The organism is Kitasatospora sp. NPDC059408 (assembly GCF_042751525.1).
In the GTDB taxonomy this organism is placed as follows: Bacteria; Actinomycetota; Actinomycetes; order Streptomycetales; family Streptomycetaceae; genus Kitasatospora.
Map to the genome: position 1 here is coordinate 209,269 of NZ_JBHYWI010000002.1, position 18,065 is coordinate 227,333.

Consider the following 18,065-nt stretch of genomic DNA (forward strand, 5'->3'; position numbering starts at 1 on the left):
GTCCACCCGGGCGGGGGAGCGCCGGGCGGGCGGGGGCTTCCGTCGGTGGCGGATCAGAGGGACAGGGGGACCGTCCCGGCCGCCAGCCGGCGGGCGGCGGTGAGGGACGTCCAGGCGGTCAGTTCGATCAACCGGGCGTCGCTCGGGGCGGTTTGACGGGTGGCGGCCACGACCGCGTCGTCCACCTGGTAGGCGGCCTTCGCCGTCAGGAGGGCGAGCCGCCCGGCCGCCCGGTGCTCCGGGGGCAGGGACGAGAGCGCCGGTTCGAGCCAGGCCCGGCTCAGGCCGGGCGGGGTGCCGTCCCACGCGGCCAGTTCGGCGGTGACGAGTGCGCGGACGGGGGCCGGAACCGCCCGTTCCCCGCCCTCGTCGACGGCCGCCGCCGCCCGCGCGAAGGCGCCCGCGATGCTCGGGGTGCCGGCCGCCCACAGCAGGTCCTCGGGCAGCCGGGCCGCGGGGAGCAGGTCGAGCGAACCCCCCGGCGAGGGGGCCGCGTTCGCGCTCTGCCGGGCCAGCCGGCCGAGCAGTGCCCGCGCCGCCCGGCGGGCCGCCGGCGGGGCCTTGGGCGGCATCGGGCTGTCGCCGAGGAACAGGCTCACCATCCGGTTGAGGTAGTGGAAGGTGGCGGCCACCCCCACCAACTCCGGTCCCAGCGCGGGCGGGAAGGGCTCCAGCGGGCCCTCCCCCACGGACCCGCCGAGGGCCTCGATCGCCGTCGTGTGCACCTCGACGCAGTACGGGCACGCGTTGGCCCGGGAGACGGCCGCGGCCACCGCCTCCTTCTGCGCCCGGTCCGCCCGGCCCGCCGCGACGAGCGTCTCGCGCAGCATCATCCACGCCGCCGCCAGCACCGCGGGGGCCGGCGCGTGCAGGGCGACGGGCGGTGCGAGCATCCCGAACTCCCGCTCCACCTCGGCGTAGACGCGCGCCACCGGGGCCCCCGCCCGCGCGGGGCGGACGGGGGCGACGTGGCGGACCTGGCCGAGGGAGCCCCTCAGCGCGGTGCGCAACAGTGGTCCTGCCATGGCTACTGGCCCAGCAGGCCGGGCAGCTGGGGCTTCACCCCGCGCCGTCCGGCGGTCTCGCCGCCGGGGCCGGGCGCGCCGTACTCGACGTCCACGCCGCGTTCCCGGGCGGCGCGCACGATGCCCGGGACCGCGCGCTCGGCGAGGGCCGAGATCGTGAGCGCCGGGTTCACCGTCAGGGCGGCCGGGACGGCGGAGCCGTCGGTGACGAAGATGCCGGGGTGGCCTCGGAGTTCGTGCCCGTCGTCGAGGGCGGAGGTCTCCGGGTCGTCGCCGATGCGGCAGGAGGCGAGCGGGTGCACGGTGTAGGCGCCGACCACGTCGTTGGTCCAGGGCATCACGCGGGCCAGGCCGTCGCGTTCGAGGATGTCCTTCACGGCGGCGTCGGACTCGGCCCAGCCGCGCAGGGTGCTCTCGGTGGGCACGTAGCCGATCGGTCCGCGTCCGAGCATCTGCTGGGAGATGCGGACGGCGTTGCCGGTGGGCGGCGGCGGGCCGAAAACGCCCTCGTTGTCGTCCTCGACCATGGTGAAGATGGTCAGCCAGGACTGCCACTGCCGGACGAGCTCCTTCTTCTCCCGGCCGAACCAGCTGGGGCCGGTGGCGTCCGGCACCTGGGCGAGGATGGTGCCGAAGCCCGGCGGGAAGTAGAGCTGTTCGAGCGAGTAGCGCGAGCCCACCGGCCGGGACCCGTCGAGGGCGTCCCAGCTGGCGACGACCGGGCCCTTGCCGATCTGGTTGGCGCCGTAGGCGGCGAGGCCCTCGCCGCGGCCCAGGCCGAGCAGGTCGCGGGCCTTGTCCTCGTCGACGACGGCGGTGTTGAGGCGCTCGCCGTTGCCGGAGAAGTAGCGGCCGACGGCGTGCGGCATCCGGCCGAGGTCCGCCTCGGAGCGCTGGAGGATGACGGGGGTGGCGCCGGCGCCCGCCGCGAGGACGACGATCTTCGCGTCGATGACGCCGCTCTCGTGGTGGACGCGGTAGTCGACGTCGTCGATGACGTTGTAGTGGACGCGGTAACCGCCGTCCTCGGTGCGGGTGAGCTTCTGGACCTCGTGCAGCGGCCTGATCTCGGCGCCGTGGGCGAGCGCGGCGGGCAGGTAGTTGAGCAGCAGGGAGCGCTTGGCGTCGAAGCGGCAGCCGGCCATCATCCAGTTGCAGTTGGTGCACTTCGCGCGGTCGATGGCGGCGGGCACCGGGTTGGCGGTGCGGCCGGCGTGCGCGCAGGCGGCGGCGAACAGGCCGCCCGCGTAGGTGACGTCGTTCCAGTCCTGCTGGGTGATCGGCAGCGCCTCGGCGACGCGGTCGTACCACGGGTCGAGGGCCTCGCGGCTGACGGCCTTCGGCCACAGCCGCGCGCCGGTGGCGTTGACGCGGTCGAAGACGAAGCGCGGGGCGCGCGGCATCGCGGCGAAGTAGACGACGCTGCCGCCGCCGACGCAGTTGCCGCCGAGCAGGCTCATCCCGTCGCCGACGACGAAGTCGAAGATCCGGGTGTAGGAGGAGCCGAGCAGGAAGTCGTGCTCGAAGTCGCCGGCCGTCAGCCACGGGCCGCGCTCCAGGACGGTGACCTTCGCACCGCCCGCGGCCAGGTGGTACGCCGCGATCGCGCCGCCGAAACCGCTGCCGACTACGAGGACGTCGGTCTTCTCCGTGGAGGTCATGCGGGGCTCCCTGTCGCCGTCGTGTCCGGGTGGATCTCGGCCAGCGGGCGGCCGTAGGAGAAGTCGGGGAACCGCCACAGGGCGTCCTCGCCCGGGTCGAAGAAGCCCATCGCGAGGAGGCCCGGGTGGCCGGCCGCCATGGCGTCGGTGGTGTGCAGGTGGGCCGCGGTGTCGAAGGCCATGTTGCTGAAGAGGGTCAGCAGCACCCACAGCTCCTTCTCGGGGTGCCGGGGCGACGTCAGCTCCCGGGCCAGCGCCGTGCGGTCGTCGAAGGCGAGCGCGACGAACGGCGGGACGTCGTCGTCGAGCGCGAGCCCCCGCCCGGCCGCGAAGGCGCGGGCGTGGCGGTTGAGCGCCTCGGCGTAGTCGTCCAGGGCGGTGGAGATCCCGGTGGCGGGCGTCTCCAGGAGCTCGATCGCCCCGGCCGCCACGGCGCCGCCGCCGGCCGAGACCCCGGCCACCGCCCGGTCGTCGGGTGACCTCTTCTCGCCGGGGACGATGGTGTCCGCGAATGCCTCCAGGGTCATCGTTCGAGCCCGGTACTCATCCGATATGTCGGAGCGCACTGGCGTCTCCTCGGGTTCGTGGGTGGGAAAGCCGGGGGGCCGACACCGGTGCGCCCCGTTCGGAAACCGGAGCGCGGGCACCGCCACCCCCCGTTTCGCAGGCGCGACGGCAGTATCGTGCATGCGAACCACGCGCCCGCGCATCTTCGGCGTTGCTGCCCCGACGCTCCGTCAGTTGCGCGGACTTGCCGCGTACTTGCCATGTCCGCTTCTTCCGTGTTGCTGCCTCGGACGGCAATACGCCGGAGTAGGTATTCCGCCACTGGCTGAGGGCATGCCATGAATATGACGGGCTCTTGTTGCGCCTGACATGCACTGCTACGGTCTTCATTCATCACGGACGCGCAACTTCCGATCATGGCGGTCCCTGGGTGACCGAGACCGCCCGCCAACCCGCGGTGAAGAACCGCTGAACGTTCCCGGGCGGAGGGGGGTGGGTTGAACATGGGCACTGACGCTGCCGAGGGGGGGACCAGACGACCGCGGTTATTGCTGGTCAGGTCGGCGCCAGCGCATCACAACTGTCGAACCGAAAGCGGCTCCTAGAATCTGGGGTAGCAATGAAGCCGGCTATCGAACAGGCCGTGACTCGCGCCATCGAGACGATGCAGGAAAACATTGGTGAGATACTCACCATAGACGACATGGCGCGCGCCGCGATGTACAGCAAATTCCACTTCTCGCGAGAATTCCAGCGCGTCACGGGGGTGTCGCCCCGGCGGTTCCTCTCCGCGATCCGGATACAGGAGGCCAAACGTCTCCTGCTGGAAACGACGTTCACCGTCACCGAGATCAGCCACCACGTCGGGTACAACAGCGTCGGGACGTTCAGCTCCCGCTTCGCGGCCAGTGTCGGCATCTCCCCCACCATGTTCCGCCAACTCGGCGGCTACACCCCGGGGATCGGCGTCGAGGGCCACGCGGCCGACGAGACGTCCTCCGTACGGGGTGAAGTGCGCAGCGCCGTCGCCGGGTTACTCGGGCAGGTGTTCCTCGGCCTCTTCCCCACCCGCATCCCCCAGGGCCGTCCGGCCGGCTGCGTCGTCCTCCCCGGCCCCGGGCGGTACCTGATCGACGGTGTTCCCCCCGGGACGTGGTACCTGCTGGCGCACTCGGTGCCCGCGGCCTTCGACGAGGTCCTGCTCGGCGAGCAGGAGGTGTTCGTCGGCTCGGTCGGGCCGATCGAGGTGCGCGCGGACGTCCCGGTGATCCCGGCCGACCTGGTGATGCGGCCCAAGCACACCGTCGACCCGCCGGTGCTGCTAGCCCTGATGGACGTCCGGACGGCCGCCGTGCGCGCCGGCCTGGCGCGAGCGGGCACCGGCTGACGGGCCTTCACGCGCCGTCGCCGGGCAGCGGACGGCGGGTGGGGCCGGCAGCCGACGGGACAGCCGCGCACGACAGAGGGGCCCACCGAGCACGATGGGCCCCTCGTCCGTCTTCCCGCGGCTACCCGGCGGGCCGTTCAGCCCCGGGCACGGTGCACCGTCATCGGCAGGCCGCCGCGCACGCGCAGCGACAGCATCGGCTCGGGCACCACGCGGTGCCCCGGCACCTTCGCGAGCCGCAGCTCGCGCACGAGGACGGCGATGGTGAACGTCGCCTCCAGCAGCCCGAGGTGGCTGCCGACGCAGAACCGCGGGCCCGCGCCGAACGGCAGGTAGGCGTAGCGCGGGCGCTCCGGGCCCGCGCCCTCCGGGCGGGGCCGGTCGGGGTCGAAGCGGTCCGGGTCGAACTGCTCGGGGGCGTCCCAGAACGCCGGGTGGCGGTGCAGGGTGTACGGGCAGATCAGGACGTCCGATCCGGCGGGCACGTGGTACCCGCCGATCTCGTCGTCGGCCTGGGCCTGCCGGGGCAGGATCCAGACCGGCGGGTAGAGGCGCATGACCTCCTCCACCACGCGGGAGGTGTACCGCAGCCGGTGCAGGTCCTCGTACTCCGGCGGGCGGTCGCCGAGGACCTCGACGGCCTCGGCGTGGAGCCGGTCGAACACCTCGGGGTGGCGGTCCACCAGGTAGAAGGTCCAGCCGAGGGTGCTCGCGGTGGTCTCGTGCCCGGCGAGGAGCAGGGTGACGATCTCGTCGCGCAGCCGCCGGCGCCCGACCGCGGGGTCGGGCTCGCCGTGGGCCGAGTCGATGATCAGCGACAGCGCGTCGTCTCCCTCGGCGCCGCCGTCGCGGGCGTTCCGCTCGGTGACCAGCGTGTCGACGACGCGCTGGAGTTCGGCGCGCGCCCGGCGGAAGCGCCGCTGCGTGGGCAGCGGGATCCAGCCGGGCACGGCCCCGAGCGTCACCATGTCGAACATGGCCTGGTCCTGCACGGCCTCGAACTCGTGGCCGATCGACTCGAAGGCGCCGAGGTCGGTGTCGAGCAGGGTGCGGCCGAGCACGCCGAGGGTGAGCCCGGTGAGCTCCTGGACGAGGTCGACCGGCCGGCCGCCCTCGAACGCCCGCAGGCGGGCGACGAGTTTGGCGGCCTCCTCGGCGACCGCGTCGGCCTGCCGGCTGATCCGCTTGTGCTGGAAGACCGGCTGGATCGCGCGGCGCTGTTCGCGCCACAGCTCGCCCTCGCTGGTGAGCAGTCCGTCGCCGAGGGCCCGGCGGGCCTGGATCAGCCCGATGCCCTTGTGGTAGTTGGCGGCGTTGTCGGCCAGGACGTGCTTGGCGTGGTCGGGGTGGTTGAAGAAGTAGAGGGTCTTCGGACCGATGGAGATCCGGACCGCGTCCCCGTACTCGGTGGCGGCCGCCCGCATCAGGGCGAGGCGGTCGCCGGCGAGGCGGCGCAGCAGGGTGGGCGCCGCCCGGCGCGGAGGGCCGGGCGGCACCCGCCGGGAGGAAGCGGCGGTCACGCCGCGACCTTTCCGGCCACCGCGGTCTTGCCGGTCGTACTCGCCCGCAGGAGGGTCGCCCGTGCCTCCTCCTGACCGCGGTCGCGGAAGTGGACGTACCAGAGGTAGAGGCCGCGGATCAGGCAGGTGAGGGCGGTGGCGAAGAAGATGCCGTACGCGATGTGGGCGATCATGAACAGGGCGTAGATCAGCGCGACGCCGGCGCCGAAGGCCATCTGGTTGGCGGGCTTCGACGGGGTGGTGCCGGGGTCGGTGATCATGTAGTTGGTGAAGAGGACGAAGGCGACGCCCGTCATCATCGCGAGCGCGCCCTGGATCGACGTGCCGAAGATCAGCCCGCGGAGCACGGCCTGGAGGGCGAAGGCGGAGAGCCAGCCGAGGATCAGCCACATCCGGCCGGTGAGCTTGGCGTTGAGGATGGTGCCGGACATCAGGATGCCGAGCACGATCAGCCAGCCGAACGGGGTGTTGACGTGCTCGGTGAAGTGGTACGGCGGGGCGATGCTGGCCCACGGGAAGAGCACGAGGATCGCGGCGATGCCGAAGTTCGACGGGTTCATGTAGTGCCGCAGCCGGCCGCGCACCGGCACCCGCAGCACCCACTTGGCGCTGACCGCGAAGACGACGCCGAACATCATCACGTAGACCCGGTCGTTGACGTAGGTCAGCATGTTGAGCGCGAGGCCGGTGATGTGCGAGGGGTAGAGGAACTCCAGCACCCCGGGCAGGCCGTTGCCGAGGAAGCGCGGGCGCCGGCCCTCGACCTTGGCGCCGACCAGCTCCAGCGCGATCTCGGTGGTGTAGGCGGTGGCGAGGGCGATCAGCGGCCACGTCCAGGGCTGTTCGAAGCCGAGCACGGTGTAGCCGAGGATGTTGAAGACCGTGATCGAGATCGCGAAGCGGCGCAGCGCGATGACGACCTTGGGCTCGTGCCGGGAGGCGGTGGCCGCCTTGCCGGTGGCCGCGGGCGCCGGGGGTGCCGGCTGCGTCGTCGTGGGGGCCTTGTCTGCCATGTGCGTCACTTCTCCTTGGCCTGGCTGCCGAGTTGGAGCGAGTGCCATCCCGGGCTGAGCGTCACGGTCTGCTGGTGCACCTGGCCGTCGCGGTCGCGCCACTGGAGCTTGACCGGCATCGGGCCGGTGACGCCCTTGCCCAGGCCGATGTGCACGTAGTGGCTGCGTTTGCCGGAGTGGCCGCTGCCGCCGTCGACGCGGTCGATGAGCTTGCGCCCGTCGGGGGTGGTGACCTCGACCTCGGCGCCGATCGCCGGGGATCCGGGGGCGGGCATCGGTCCGGCGGCGGCGGGGGTGTCGTAGGTGAGCCGCAGGCCGAGGTAGGAGCCGGTGTCGGGGCTGTCGTTGCGGTAGAAGACCGGGGCGTCCCACTGGCGGGCCACCGCGAAGTCGAGTTTGCCGTCGCCGTAGGCGTCGCCGGTGGCGATGCCGCGGGTGGGCACGGGCACGGCGAGGCCGAGCCGGCCGGCGAGGTTGCTGTAGTGGCCGTCGGCGCCCTTCACGAAGAAGCGCAGGGTCTGGTCGCCGCCGATGTCGTCGCCGGCCTTGACGTTGGGCCACCACCACGGGTTGTCGAGCAGGGCGTCGTTGGCGGTCGCGAGCTCCTGGAGCTGCGGCCAGCGGTTGGTCTTGCCCTTGACGAAGCCGGTGGCCTGGACGATCGCGAGCTGCCCGCTGTTGTCGAAGTCGCCCATCTTGACGTCCCAGCCCCAGCCGGACCACGCGGTGCCGTCCTCGGCGCTGTGGTCGACGAACGGGGCGGTGCCGTTGGAGAGCTGGGCGCGCAGGTCGGCCTGGTCCCGCGCGGTGTTCATGAACTGGAAGTTGCTCTCCTCGATGCCGAAGGAGGTGGTGATGTTGCTGACGAACAGGTCGTAGAGGCCCTTCTTGCCGGACAGGTCGCCGAAGTCGACGCCCATGCCCTTGAAGGAGTCGTTGCCGAGGATCTTGGACTTCGGCGTGGAGCCGTCGCGCGGCCCGGTGACGAGGTCGAACTTCGGGTGGCCGGGGGTGGAGACGTTGTGCAGCAGGCGGTCGTTGCCGAAGTCGTTGGCGACGTACAGCTCGGGCAGCTGGTCGCCGTCGAGGTCGATCGAGCTGGAGGCGAGCGACCAGCCGTGCTTGGCCTCCGCGGGGAAGGCGTCGTCGGAGCACTGGAACGCGGCGGCCGGTTTGTCCGCCGCGTTGCCGCCGGTCCAGCGGCAGATGTACTTGCCGCCGCTGTTCTGGGCGTGGGACATCGAGTGGTTCATGACCACGCCGCCGCTGACCCGGTCGTCCAGGACGGGCCCGTCGGGGAAGTAGTTGCCGATGAAGAGGTCCTGGTGGCCGTCCCCGTCGAAGTCCGCGACGGTCGCGGTGTTGGTGTTCCACTGCGCGCCGGTGTACTTGCCGTCGGTCGCGTTGGGTCCGGGCACGAGCTCGACCGGCTCGAAGGCGTGCGCGTCGAGCGTGGTGGCGTCGGGCTTGGCGAGGAACAGGACCGGGGTGCGGCCCCAGTAGTAGACCAGCAGGTCGGTGCGGCCGTCCTCGTTGAAGTCGCCCGCCACGCAGCCCATCGGCGCGATGTAGTCGTTCATCGGCAGCGGGGACGGGTCGAGCGCGAACGGCGCGTAGTGCGGGCCGTCGGAGCCCGGCACGGGCGTGACGTCGACCTGGTCGGTGCGGGTGTCGACCAGGCACAGGTCGCCGGACTTGCCGGTGCCGCGCAGGTCCGTCATGGTGATGGCCGCGCCGACCGAGGAGATCCAGGCGCGGATGTGCTCGTAGTCCTTGTTGACGGTGCGGATCGTCTGCTGCTTCGCCGCGGGCGGCAGCTCGATCGGCAGCGGCGTGAAGTGGAAGCGGCTCGCCATGGTGTCCTGCTCGGCGGCCGACGTCGTCGGCGGCAGCACCAGGAAGTAGCCGGCGACGATCGCCAGCACGGCGATGATGCCGGGCAGTTGCAGGCGGACCCGGCCAAGGAGGGTGGGCACCGGTCAGTTCCTTCCCGTGGTGGCGAACGCGTCGGCGATGGCCCGGCGCCAGGTCTCGAAGGACGGCACCGGGCCGTTCGAGCGGCCGGTGGGGCGCAGGTCCTGGGTGACCTTGGCGGCCGCGGCGGCGGAGGTGCCGCAGAGCACCTCGGCGGCGAGCTCGGTGTGCGGGCCGAGCAGCCCCGCGTGGATGCGGGCCTCGCACGCGAACGCGGCGCCCTGGGCGACGATCGCCCGGTGCGCGCCGGCCCGCTCCCGGAAGTCCCGCAGCTCCGCCTCGTCCACGCCGCCCGCGTAGGCCGCGGCCAGGCCGGCGCCGCCGTACAGGTCGGAGTGCCGGGACTCGTGGAACCGCTCGATCAGCCCGGCGACGACGCCCGGGTCGGTGCCGCCGACGAACCACAGCGCCCGGCCGATCCCCTGGTCGATCGCCCGGTTCACGTACCCGGGCGAGTCGTCGGCCGGCCACGGGAACGCCCGCTCGCGGAACCGGCCGTGGACGTACCGGTCGGTCGCGAAGTACGCCTGGTGGAATCCGTAGCCGTCGAGCACGAGCCAGCGCAGCAGGGGGTCGAGGGCGGTGATGTCGGGCCAGCAGAAACGCGGCAGCCGCGCCATCGCCCAGCCGATTCCGACGTACACCATGTAGTGGTGGTCGGCCCCCCGCCCGGCGAGGAATCCCCCCACCCAGCCGCGGCCCTGCAACGGCAGCCCGTCCAGCATGGCGAATCCCATGCCGGCCCCCTCGTAGGCGAAACCGCGGAATCGGTGCGGGACGTTTTCCAGCCGGTGCTCCGCCTCGGCGGGCGCACCGGACTCCACCGCGTACGCATAGCCTTCGAGGAAGCGGCTCCCGACGGTTTCGAGGAGTTCCCGGGCCTCCGGCGACTTCTCGTGGAAACCTCGCTTGGCCAGCTTGGTCTCGGCGGTGTTCGGCGTCAGCACGCGCCGCCGTAATGTCCGCAACGGGCTTGGCACTCTGCTCTCCTTTCCGTGGTACGGAGATTGACGAGCCTTACCCTGGATAATTCCCGTTCCGGCGGACGGCCGCTTCTTCGCGAATGCTCTGGTCTTTCTTCCGGAATGCTCAGCCGGTGCCGCGGCCGGGATCCGGCGCGGCGAACCGCTTGCGCACGTTCGTGCGCCACGCCTCGTACGCCGGCGGGTCCGCGGGCGAGGCCGCGTCGGCGAACACCGCGCACTCGTCGCCGAGCGCCGCCGCGTCCGCGACCGACAGGCCGGTGAGCGCCTGCGAGGCCTCCTCGCCGTGCGCGGGGACGAAGCCCGCGTACACCCGGGCCTTCGAGGCGAACACCGACCCCTGCGCCAGCTCCGCCCGGTGCTCGCCCGCCTGCTCGCCCAGCTCCGCCAGCTGCGCGGCGCCGCACCCGCCGGCGAACGTCGCCGCGAGGCCCACCCCGCTCCACAGGTCGGCCTGCCGGTGTGGCGCGAACGTGCGCACGGCCGACGCCACTTGGCGGTGCTGCGCGCCGTGGATGAACCACAGCGCCCGCCCGATCCCCTGGTCCACCGCACGCGGGAAGTAGCCCGGCGCACCCTGCCAGGGGTAAGGGCTCGGCACCCGCTGCTCGTCCACCCAGCGCCGGGTGTGGAAGTACGCGAGGTCGAAGCCGTAGCCGTCGACGGCCAGCCAGCTCATCGTCGGGTGGTACGGCGTGCCGGACAGGTCCGGCAGCACCTTGGGCCACAACTGCCGCGGCAGGCGCGCCATCGCGAACCCGATCCCGATGTACGCGAGGAAGACGTGCGGCTGCCCGGCCCCGGTCAGGAGGTCCCGGGTACGGTGCCCCCGGCCCATCGCGTCCAGGACGGTGAAGGCCATCGTCGCGCCCTCGAAGGCGAACCCACGCTGCTCCGCGTCCACCAGGCGCAGCCGGTCCTCGACCTCGCGCGGCCCCCGCGCCTCGATTCCCCACTCGAACCCGCACACGACCGCCTGCGGCACCGCCTCCAGACGGTGCGTCACCGGCGAGGCCGCCACGGGGAACCCGCGCCGGGCGAACGTCACCTCCGCCGGCGAGGGCGCCAGGACCAGTCGGCGCAGCGTTCCCAGGACCGTCGGCATGTTTCCCCTCCGCCCCCCGCCGTCCGATACGGCGGCACGGTTACATGCTCGGCGGCGGGTCCCGCCTGGGGCATCTTCCGCGTTGCGCTGCGAGGCGGTAACCGCTCCGTACCGTTTGAGCGAACCCCCTTTGCTTGAGGGGGTGTTGTGCCACCATGAGTGCCCCGACGGGGAGGCGGCGGTTTTCGGCCGTTCTCTGCGACGGTCCGTGCGCGCTTGTCGAGCTGGAGGCCAAAATTGATCGGGGGCTCGAATGACGGGGCGTGTCCGGTCTGCCACGGTCCGCAGGGCGGACGCGGGTTCTGCACCAGCTGCCGCTGGCGCCTGGAGGGCGAGGTGTTCCTCGGCGGGCCCACCCCGGACGACCTCCGCCGCGAGGAGGAGGCGCTCGCCGCGGCCCGCGCCGAGTGGGACCAGCAGGCGGCCGCCCTCGCCGCCGGCGACCCCGGACCGGCCGGCGAGCCGGGCCCCGCGTGGGACCGGCTGCTGGAGGAGCTCGTCGAACACCCGGACGCCGTCCTCTGGTTCGTCGAACTCACCGACGAACGCGTCGGGTTGATCCGCGCCGAGGCCGACCGCAACGGCATCCCGCACACCGTCGACCTCGGCGGCGCGGCCTGGACCGCCCTCGCCCCCGAGTTCGCCGAGGACCCCGCCGACCGCGCCTTCCAGCTCGCCGGCGGCATCGGCACCCGCCCGCCCGTCGACCGCGCCGCCCTCGACGACGCCGTCCGCCGCCTGCTCGGCACGCTGCTCCCCAACGGGCGGCGCCACCGCACCGTCCTGCTCACCCAGCGCCCCGACTGGCCGCTCCTCGCCCGCGCCGCCGAGGCCGCCCGCACACTTCGCTCACCCGACGCCCAACTCGGCCCCGTCAGCGGCGGAATGGCCGGAGTTCGCCTCCTCCTGCGCGGCGCACCCCTGCACCGCGACCACTCCCTCGTCCTCGCCGACGTCGACGCGCTCAGCGGCGCCGTCCGCCCCGAGGCCAAACTCCTCTTCCCGGCCGGCGCCCGGCTGCGCCCCGGCGAGACCGTCACGGTGCCGGTCACCGTCCACGGCGGCGTCGACGCGGACACCCTCGTCACCCTCCCGGTCGTCGCCGCCGGCAGCGGCACCCCGCACGACGCCGTCTCCACCCACGGCGTGCGCCTGCCCGCGCTGCGCTCCGCCGACCTCACCTTCGTGCTGCACGGCCCCGGCGAGGTCGAGGTGCTGCTGCCCGACGGCTCCGCCGCCGAGCCCGTCCGTGACGACCTCGGCACGATCATCGCCGCCCTCCCCCGCCGCCTCGCCCGGCCGCCCCGCCTCCACCTCCTCCTCGCCGTCGAACTCGGCTACGGCGCCTCGCCCGACGAGGTCACCGCCCGCCTCGACTTCGCGCGCGGCCTCGTCACCGCCCTCAGCGGCCCCGAGGGCGCCGCCGCGGGCGTCGACGTCGGCCTCGTCGGCTACTACGACCACCACGTCCGCGAGAGCCGGTACGCGCCCCGGGGCACGCTGCTCGACACCCTGCCGCTCGGCCCGCCCGCCACCGCCCTCGCCGCACTCGCCCGCTGGCGCCCGCAGCGCCGCCGCCGCGACACCGCGTCGGCGCTGGAGGACGCGCTGCAGGCGCTGCGCCGGCTCGCGACCGCGCCGCCCTGGACGCCGCCCGGCCGCGCGCGCCCGCAGCGCACCGTCCTGGTCCTCGGCGCCCGCCCGCCCTGCGAGTGGGCCGAGCACGGCCAGGGCCCGGTGCCCGCCTGCCCGCTCGGCGTCGACTGGCGCGCCGAGCTGGCCGGCCTGCGCGAGGCCGGGGTCCGCGTGCTCGCCCGGCGGGACGGCCCGGCGGACGAACGGCCGAGCGAACTCGCCCTCCAGCCCCTGTGGGACCACACCGAACTGGCCTGGCACACGATCGGCACCGACGGCACCCTCCCGCCCGGGCAGCCGCCCGCCGCGACCGCCCTCGACCTGCTCCCGCCCTGGCACGTCGACGGGCCGCCCTGCCGGCTGGCCCTGGCCCGTTCCCTGCTCTGACCGCCGCACCGAGGAGACCCCCGATGTCCAACCTGCCCGACCCCTCGTCCGACCACGGCGCCGCGGCCAAGGACGGCCTGCCGCCGGAGCCGGACGCCGGACCGGCCTGGGAGGGCCCGCACACCCAGGGCGGACCGGGCCTGCGCCCCTACGGCCCGCCCAGCGGCCCACCCCAGCCCACCATCCCCGACGGCTACCCCGCCGCCATCCCCACCGCGCCCGGCATGGCGCAGGACGGCAACCTGCCCCCGCTGCCGCTGCCCTCGCCGCCCGGCGCGATCGGCCCGGACGGGCCGGGCTCCGTCCGCATCGGCCTGTGGGGGGCGCCCCGCTCGGGCAAGACCACCTTCCTCTCCTCCCTGCCGATCGCCGCCATCCAGCACAACCGGCACGGCAAGGGGAACTGGGTCATCAGCGGCATGACCAAGGAGGCCATCGAGTTCCTCAACCGCGGCATGCGCCTGCTGGCCGTCGACCGCGGCTTCCCCGGCGCCACCTCCGCCACGGCGGGCATGAGCTGGGCCTTCCAGGGCGAGGAGCCGCGCAAGCTGGCCGGCACCCGGCAGGTCGGCTTCGTGCTCGACATCCACGACGTCAGCGGCGAGGTCTTCCGCCCCGAGCACCCCAGCCACGAGGCCATCGTCGACCAGCTCGCCGCGGCCAACGGCCTCGTCTACCTCTTCGACCCGCTCCTGGACCGCGAACACGCCACCCAGAGCCTGGACTTCTTCTACGCGACCCTCAACGCGATCACCAGCCGCGTCCGCGACAGCCGCGGGATGATCAACGGGCGGCTGCCGCACCACGTCGCCGTGTGCGTCGCCAAGTTCGACGACCCGCTGCTCTTCCGGCCCTCCGTCGAGGCGCGGTGGGTCACCCAGGACGGGGTCGGCGCCCGCATCCCGCGCGTGCCCGCCGAGGCGGCCGCCGGCTACTTCACCTGGATCTGCGACACCTTCCGCGGCTCCAGCGCCTCCCTCGTCCGCGACGCCCTGAACGCCTACTTCGTGCCGGACCGCATCAGCTACTACGCCACCTCCGCGATCGGCTTCCGCCTCAACGCCGACGGCATCTTCGACTACCGCCTCTACGCCAACGTCGAGCAGGTCGGCGGGAAGCCCCGCATCGCCACCTCCCCGCAGCCCATCAACGTCCTGGAGCCGCTGGTCGACCTCGAACGCCGGATCCGCTCGCGCAAGATCAAGCTGCGGTGACCGCCGTGCAGCCACCCGACCCGCACGTGCCCGACCCGCACCTGCCCGACCCGCACCGGCCGGGGCCCCACCCGCCGCACTCGCCGGGGCCCCAACAGCCCGGTCCCCACCCGCCCGGTCCCCGGCTTCCGGGTCCGCAGCTTCCCGGTCCCCAACTTCCCAGTCCGCAGCGGCAACCCGAGCAGCGGCAGCGGCCCGCCGCCACCGAACCCGTCACCGCCCACTGGGCCGTCCTCGGCAAGCACCCCGGCCGGGCCATGGGCTACGAGCTCCTCGCCGCCAGCCTCGACGAGGACCGCGCCCGCCGCTACCTGTGGGGCGCCCAGACCGGCACCCCCGAGGTGCGCCGCCCCGACGAGACCGGCGGACTGCCCTGGCGCGTCTTCCTCAGCGGCGTCGAGGGCGAACGCACCGCGGCCTGCGCCCTGATCGAGCAGAGCTGGGACGGCACCAGCGACGGCACCGGCGCACCGATCATCACCTCCCGCCTGCTGCTCGTCGAATGGGCCCAGGCCGCGGCGCGCGGCGTCACCTGGTCCACGCTCGCCGACGCCGCCGCCGGCCTGCGCTGGCCGGGCCCGGAGGAGGGGCCGGCCCGGCCGCTGCGCCTCGACCTCGGCGGCCTGTCCGTGCCCTCCTCGGCCGCCGAACTCGCCGCCGTCGTCGACGAGGTGGGCTTCGAGTGGACGGCCTGCGTCGCCGCCCTGCTCACCGCCGGCCACCGGATCACCATCACCGCCGACGGCCGCAGCCTGCCCACCCCCGAGCAGCGGGTGCGGATCGTCGACGCGATCGCCGCGCTGCTGCCCTACGGCTGCCGGCACTGGCTCAGCGGCGCCAGCTGGACCGGCGACTCCGACCACAAGGTGCAGCTGACCTTCGCCGAGAGCGCCCGCACCGGCCGCACCGCCGTCCGCTTCGGCACGGCCACCGCCCAGCCCGCCGATCCCGGGGCCGCCGCCTACCTGGCCGAGCTGACGCGCCTGCGCGCCAAGGGCTGGACCAGCCGGGAGCTCGTCGCCCACCTGCTGGCCGCCACCGCGCCGATCCACTGGAGCGACGGCCCGGCCATGCTCCGCGTCCTGCGCGAGGTCGACCTCGTCGACGCCGTGCTCGCCGCGGTCCGCGAGGGCACCGCCCGGATCGAGGACGTCGCCCGGGTGTTCGAACGCCAGGGTCTCGGGCGGCTCGACGCCGACGGCCACCGCGAGCTCTACCTCTTCCTCGCCCGCACCGCCCGCCCCGGCGGCCCGGACCGGCGCGACGACCACGCCGTCCGGCTGCTGCGTGACCACTGGTCGCCCGGGCTGCCGGAGTGGCTGGCCGGATCGGTGCTCGCCGACCCCGATCCCGACCGCGGCTTCGACCGGGCCTTCGCCTGGCTCGACCTGCTCAGGGAGCTGCACGGCCCCGGGTCGGGCCCGTTCGACGAGCTGCTCGCGGCGCTGATCGACCAGCGCCGGCCCGGGCCGGTCGCCGGGTCGCGCCAGCGGTGGATCGGCGTCGTCGTCCTGGCCGCCCAGCAGGCCTTCGGCGCCGAGGCCGCACCGGCGGACGGCGTCCTGATCGCCCAGCCCGAGATCGGGCGCGCGTGGGCGTTCGCCGCGCTCGCCAAGGACGGCCCCGGCCCCGCGGTGCTCGACCGGCTGCTGCGGGCCGCGGCGAAGGAGCGCCTCCCGGGCCCGACCGGCTGGCTGCGCTTCACCGCCTACGTGTACGGCGCCGCCGACGACCGCGACCTGCGCCGCGGCGACGCGGCGGACTTCGGGACGGCCATCCCCGCGGCGCTCTGGAAGGAACTCCTCGAACTCGCCGTCCGCCACCGGCGGCCGCTCGTCGTCTCACACCTGTGGCCGTCCTACTGGGAGGTCGCGCGCGGGCAGCAGGGCCCCGAACTCGCGGCGGCGCTCGCCGCGGCGGCCGTCCACCTGGAGGCCGCGGCCGGGCAGGTGCGCCCCGAGTACGCGGCCGAGCTGGACCTGCTGCGGCTCTACGCCGCCCAGGGCCAGGCCGTCCCGCTCGCCGGCCTCGACCGGCTGCTCGGCGGGGAGGCCCCGCCGGCGCCGGGCCGGGTGTACCCGCGCCGGGGCTCCGGCCCGGCCGACGCCTATGCCGCGCGGCTGTCGGAACGGCTGTCCGCCGCCGCCTCCGACGCCCTCTGGCAGCGGACCGTGGACGCGCTGCTCGGCTCCCGGCCCGACCCCGGACGCTGGCCGGTCACACGCCTGCTGGCGGAACGCAACGTGCGCGGGCAGGAGGCGCTGGTCCGGGCCCTGGACAAGCGGCTGCTCGACGGCGAGGCCGCCTGGCTCGAACTCGGCCTGCCGCCCGCGGTGACCGCGGCGCTCGACAAGCTGCCGGGGATGCACTCGCTCAACGCCCGCAACAAGGTCCGCCACCTCCTCCAGGGGCCGCCCGCCCCCGTCCAGCTCGGCATCGCCCTGTCCGACGTGCACGCCGGCGGCTACCCGATCGACCCGACGGCCGAACTGCTGCCCGGCCTGCTCCGCTGGCGGACCGAGGAGGTGGACCTGCTCCTCGCCGAACTCTGGTACCGGGCACGCCCGTTGGCACAGCACCTGTACCACGTCATCCTGCAGACCCAGGGCGCCACCCGGCTGCGCCTGTCCCTGCTCAACATGGCCCACCAGGAGGCGCAACGCCAGGAGTACGCCCGGGAGCTGCTCCGCTACGACGGCTGGTACGGCACGGCCGAGTCCGCCGAGTCGGCGGCCCAGCCACAGGACCGCCGCGGCATCTTCGGCAGGAGGCGCCGCAAGTGAGCCGGGGAAGCGCAGGCCGCGCAGCCGCAGAGGAGCGTGCCGGATGACCCTCGCCGTCGACGTCGGCACGCGTTTCGTGCGGCTCGCGCACGTCCGCCCCGACCGCCTGCCCGCGCTCGCCGAACTGCCGGGCGCCGTCGCCGGCGAGGGCGTGCCCGTCCCGTCCGGGCAGGATCCGGCGCGCACGCTGGCCGCCGCCTGCGCCGCCTTCCGGGCGCGCTACGGCAAACCCTCCCGGGCCGTCCTGGTCGCCCCCGAGGCCATGCCGCCGCTCTACCGGGACCGGATCGCCGAGGCCTTCGGCCGCACCACCCCGGTCGTCGAACTGCGGCCCGCCACGGCCGTCCTGGCCCTCCTACGGCACAACGGAGAGGCGTTGGAAGGCACTTGGGGTGTCTGCGCACTCGGCACGACGACCATAGAGGTGAGCGTGTGCGTCGCCGCGCGGCGCAGCGTCGGCGTCCGGCGCTTCGTCCGCCACACCCCGGAGGGTGGCCTGGGCGCGGCCTTCGACGCCGCGCTCCTCGGCGGCGCCGTGGCCGGCGGCGGCCCGGCCGGCGACGCGGCCCTCGCGGCGCTGCGCGAGGCCCGCGACGCGCCCGGCTCCGCCGCCCGCTGGGAGCGCGTCATCGCACGGGCCCAGCAGCACCCGGCGCGCTACGACGACATGGCCGTCCTGTGGGTCGACGGGCGGGAGGTGCCCGCCGGGACGGCCCGGCACGCCCTGGCCGTGCTGCGCGAGCAGGTCGGCCACGCGGCGGCCGAGGCCGGGCTCGACGGCCTGCCGGTGGTCGCCGTCGGCGGTCCGGCCCGGCTCGCCGCCGTCCGGCGGGCCGCCGCCGGGGCCGGTCGGGCGGTCGGGCCTGTCTCT

General features: G+C 74.3%; 12 protein-coding genes and 1 pseudogene. 5 read left to right on the top strand and 8 right to left on the bottom strand.

What is annotated here, in order from left to right; translation table 11 throughout:
* Window positions 1–53 precede the first annotated feature (53 nt).
* From ACFXDE_RS03470 to ACFXDE_RS03480, 3 genes are read right to left on the bottom strand one after another with little or no spacing between them, the layout of a single operon-like run.
* Window positions 54–1,010, bottom strand: a complete 957-nt coding sequence (locus ACFXDE_RS03470; RefSeq protein WP_380490433.1) for a carboxymuconolactone decarboxylase family protein — start codon at window positions 1,008–1,010, stop codon at window positions 54–56.
* A gap of 17 nt (window positions 1,011–1,027) precedes the next feature.
* Window positions 1,028–2,686, bottom strand: a complete 1,659-nt coding sequence (locus ACFXDE_RS03475; RefSeq protein WP_380490435.1) for an FAD-dependent oxidoreductase — start codon at window positions 2,684–2,686, stop codon at window positions 1,028–1,030.
* Entirely contained in the window at window positions 2,683–3,213 is a 531-nt protein-coding gene (locus tag ACFXDE_RS03480) for a DUF5987 family protein (RefSeq protein ID WP_380447936.1), read from the bottom strand. Before ACFXDE_RS03480 ends, ACFXDE_RS03475 begins: the two co-directional genes overlap by 4 nt.
* 644 nt (window positions 3,214–3,857) lie before the next feature.
* On the opposite strand from ACFXDE_RS03480, the gene ACFXDE_RS03485 reads away from it, so the two are divergent.
* Window positions 3,858–4,580: a helix-turn-helix transcriptional regulator gene (locus ACFXDE_RS03485; protein WP_359972303.1), complete on the top strand. Its 723-nt coding sequence runs from the start codon at window positions 3,858–3,860 to the stop codon at window positions 4,578–4,580.
* A 137-nt stretch (window positions 4,581–4,717) separates the two neighbouring features.
* Here ACFXDE_RS03485 and ACFXDE_RS03490 read toward each other — a convergent pair whose 3' ends face one another.
* The 5 genes from ACFXDE_RS03490 to ACFXDE_RS03510 form a co-directional block, all read right to left on the bottom strand.
* Window positions 4,718–6,004: a cytochrome P450 gene (locus ACFXDE_RS03490; RefSeq protein ID WP_380490456.1), complete on the bottom strand. Its 1,287-nt coding sequence runs from the start codon at window positions 6,002–6,004 to the stop codon at window positions 4,718–4,720.
* A gap of 92 nt (window positions 6,005–6,096) precedes the next feature.
* A complete protein-coding gene (locus ACFXDE_RS03495; RefSeq protein ID WP_380447931.1) occupies window positions 6,097–7,113 on the bottom strand; it encodes an enediyne biosynthesis protein in 1,017 nt (338 codons plus the stop codon).
* A gap of 5 nt (window positions 7,114–7,118) precedes the next feature.
* On the bottom strand, window positions 7,119–8,969 hold the full coding sequence (locus tag ACFXDE_RS03500) for a CRTAC1 family protein (protein WP_380490458.1): 1,851 nt from the start codon (window positions 8,967–8,969) through the stop codon (window positions 7,119–7,121).
* Between the two features lie 123 nt (window positions 8,970–9,092).
* Window positions 9,093–10,067 carry a DUF1702 family protein gene (locus ACFXDE_RS03505; RefSeq protein ID WP_380447929.1) on the bottom strand — a complete coding sequence of 325 codons (975 nt, stop codon included), beginning with the start codon at window positions 10,065–10,067 and terminating at the stop codon, window positions 9,093–9,095.
* 109 nt (window positions 10,068–10,176) lie between these two features.
* Window positions 10,177–11,175 carry a DUF1702 family protein gene (locus ACFXDE_RS03510; RefSeq protein WP_380490437.1) on the bottom strand — a complete coding sequence of 333 codons (999 nt, stop codon included), beginning with the start codon at window positions 11,173–11,175 and terminating at the stop codon, window positions 10,177–10,179.
* Window positions 11,176–11,412: 237 nt separating this feature from the next.
* On the opposite strand from ACFXDE_RS03510, the gene ACFXDE_RS03515 reads away from it, so the two are divergent.
* The 4 genes and pseudogenes from ACFXDE_RS03515 to ACFXDE_RS03530 all read left to right on the top strand — a co-directional run.
* Window positions 11,413–13,197, top strand: a complete 1,785-nt coding sequence (locus ACFXDE_RS03515; protein WP_380490439.1) for a hypothetical protein — start codon at window positions 11,413–11,415, stop codon at window positions 13,195–13,197.
* Window positions 13,198–13,220: 23 nt separating this feature from the next.
* Window positions 13,221–14,411, top strand: a complete 1,191-nt coding sequence (locus ACFXDE_RS03520; RefSeq protein ID WP_380490441.1) for a hypothetical protein — start codon at window positions 13,221–13,223, stop codon at window positions 14,409–14,411.
* Window positions 14,408–17,194 carry a hypothetical protein gene (locus tag ACFXDE_RS03525; RefSeq protein ID WP_380490443.1) on the top strand — a complete coding sequence of 929 codons (2,787 nt, stop codon included), beginning with the start codon at window positions 14,408–14,410 and terminating at the stop codon, window positions 17,192–17,194. The genes ACFXDE_RS03520 and ACFXDE_RS03525 overlap by 4 nt, the downstream gene beginning before the upstream one ends.
* Window positions 17,195–17,237: 43 nt before the next feature.
* Window positions 17,238–18,065 (top strand): annotated as a pseudogene (locus ACFXDE_RS03530) (sugar kinase); the annotation flags it as partial.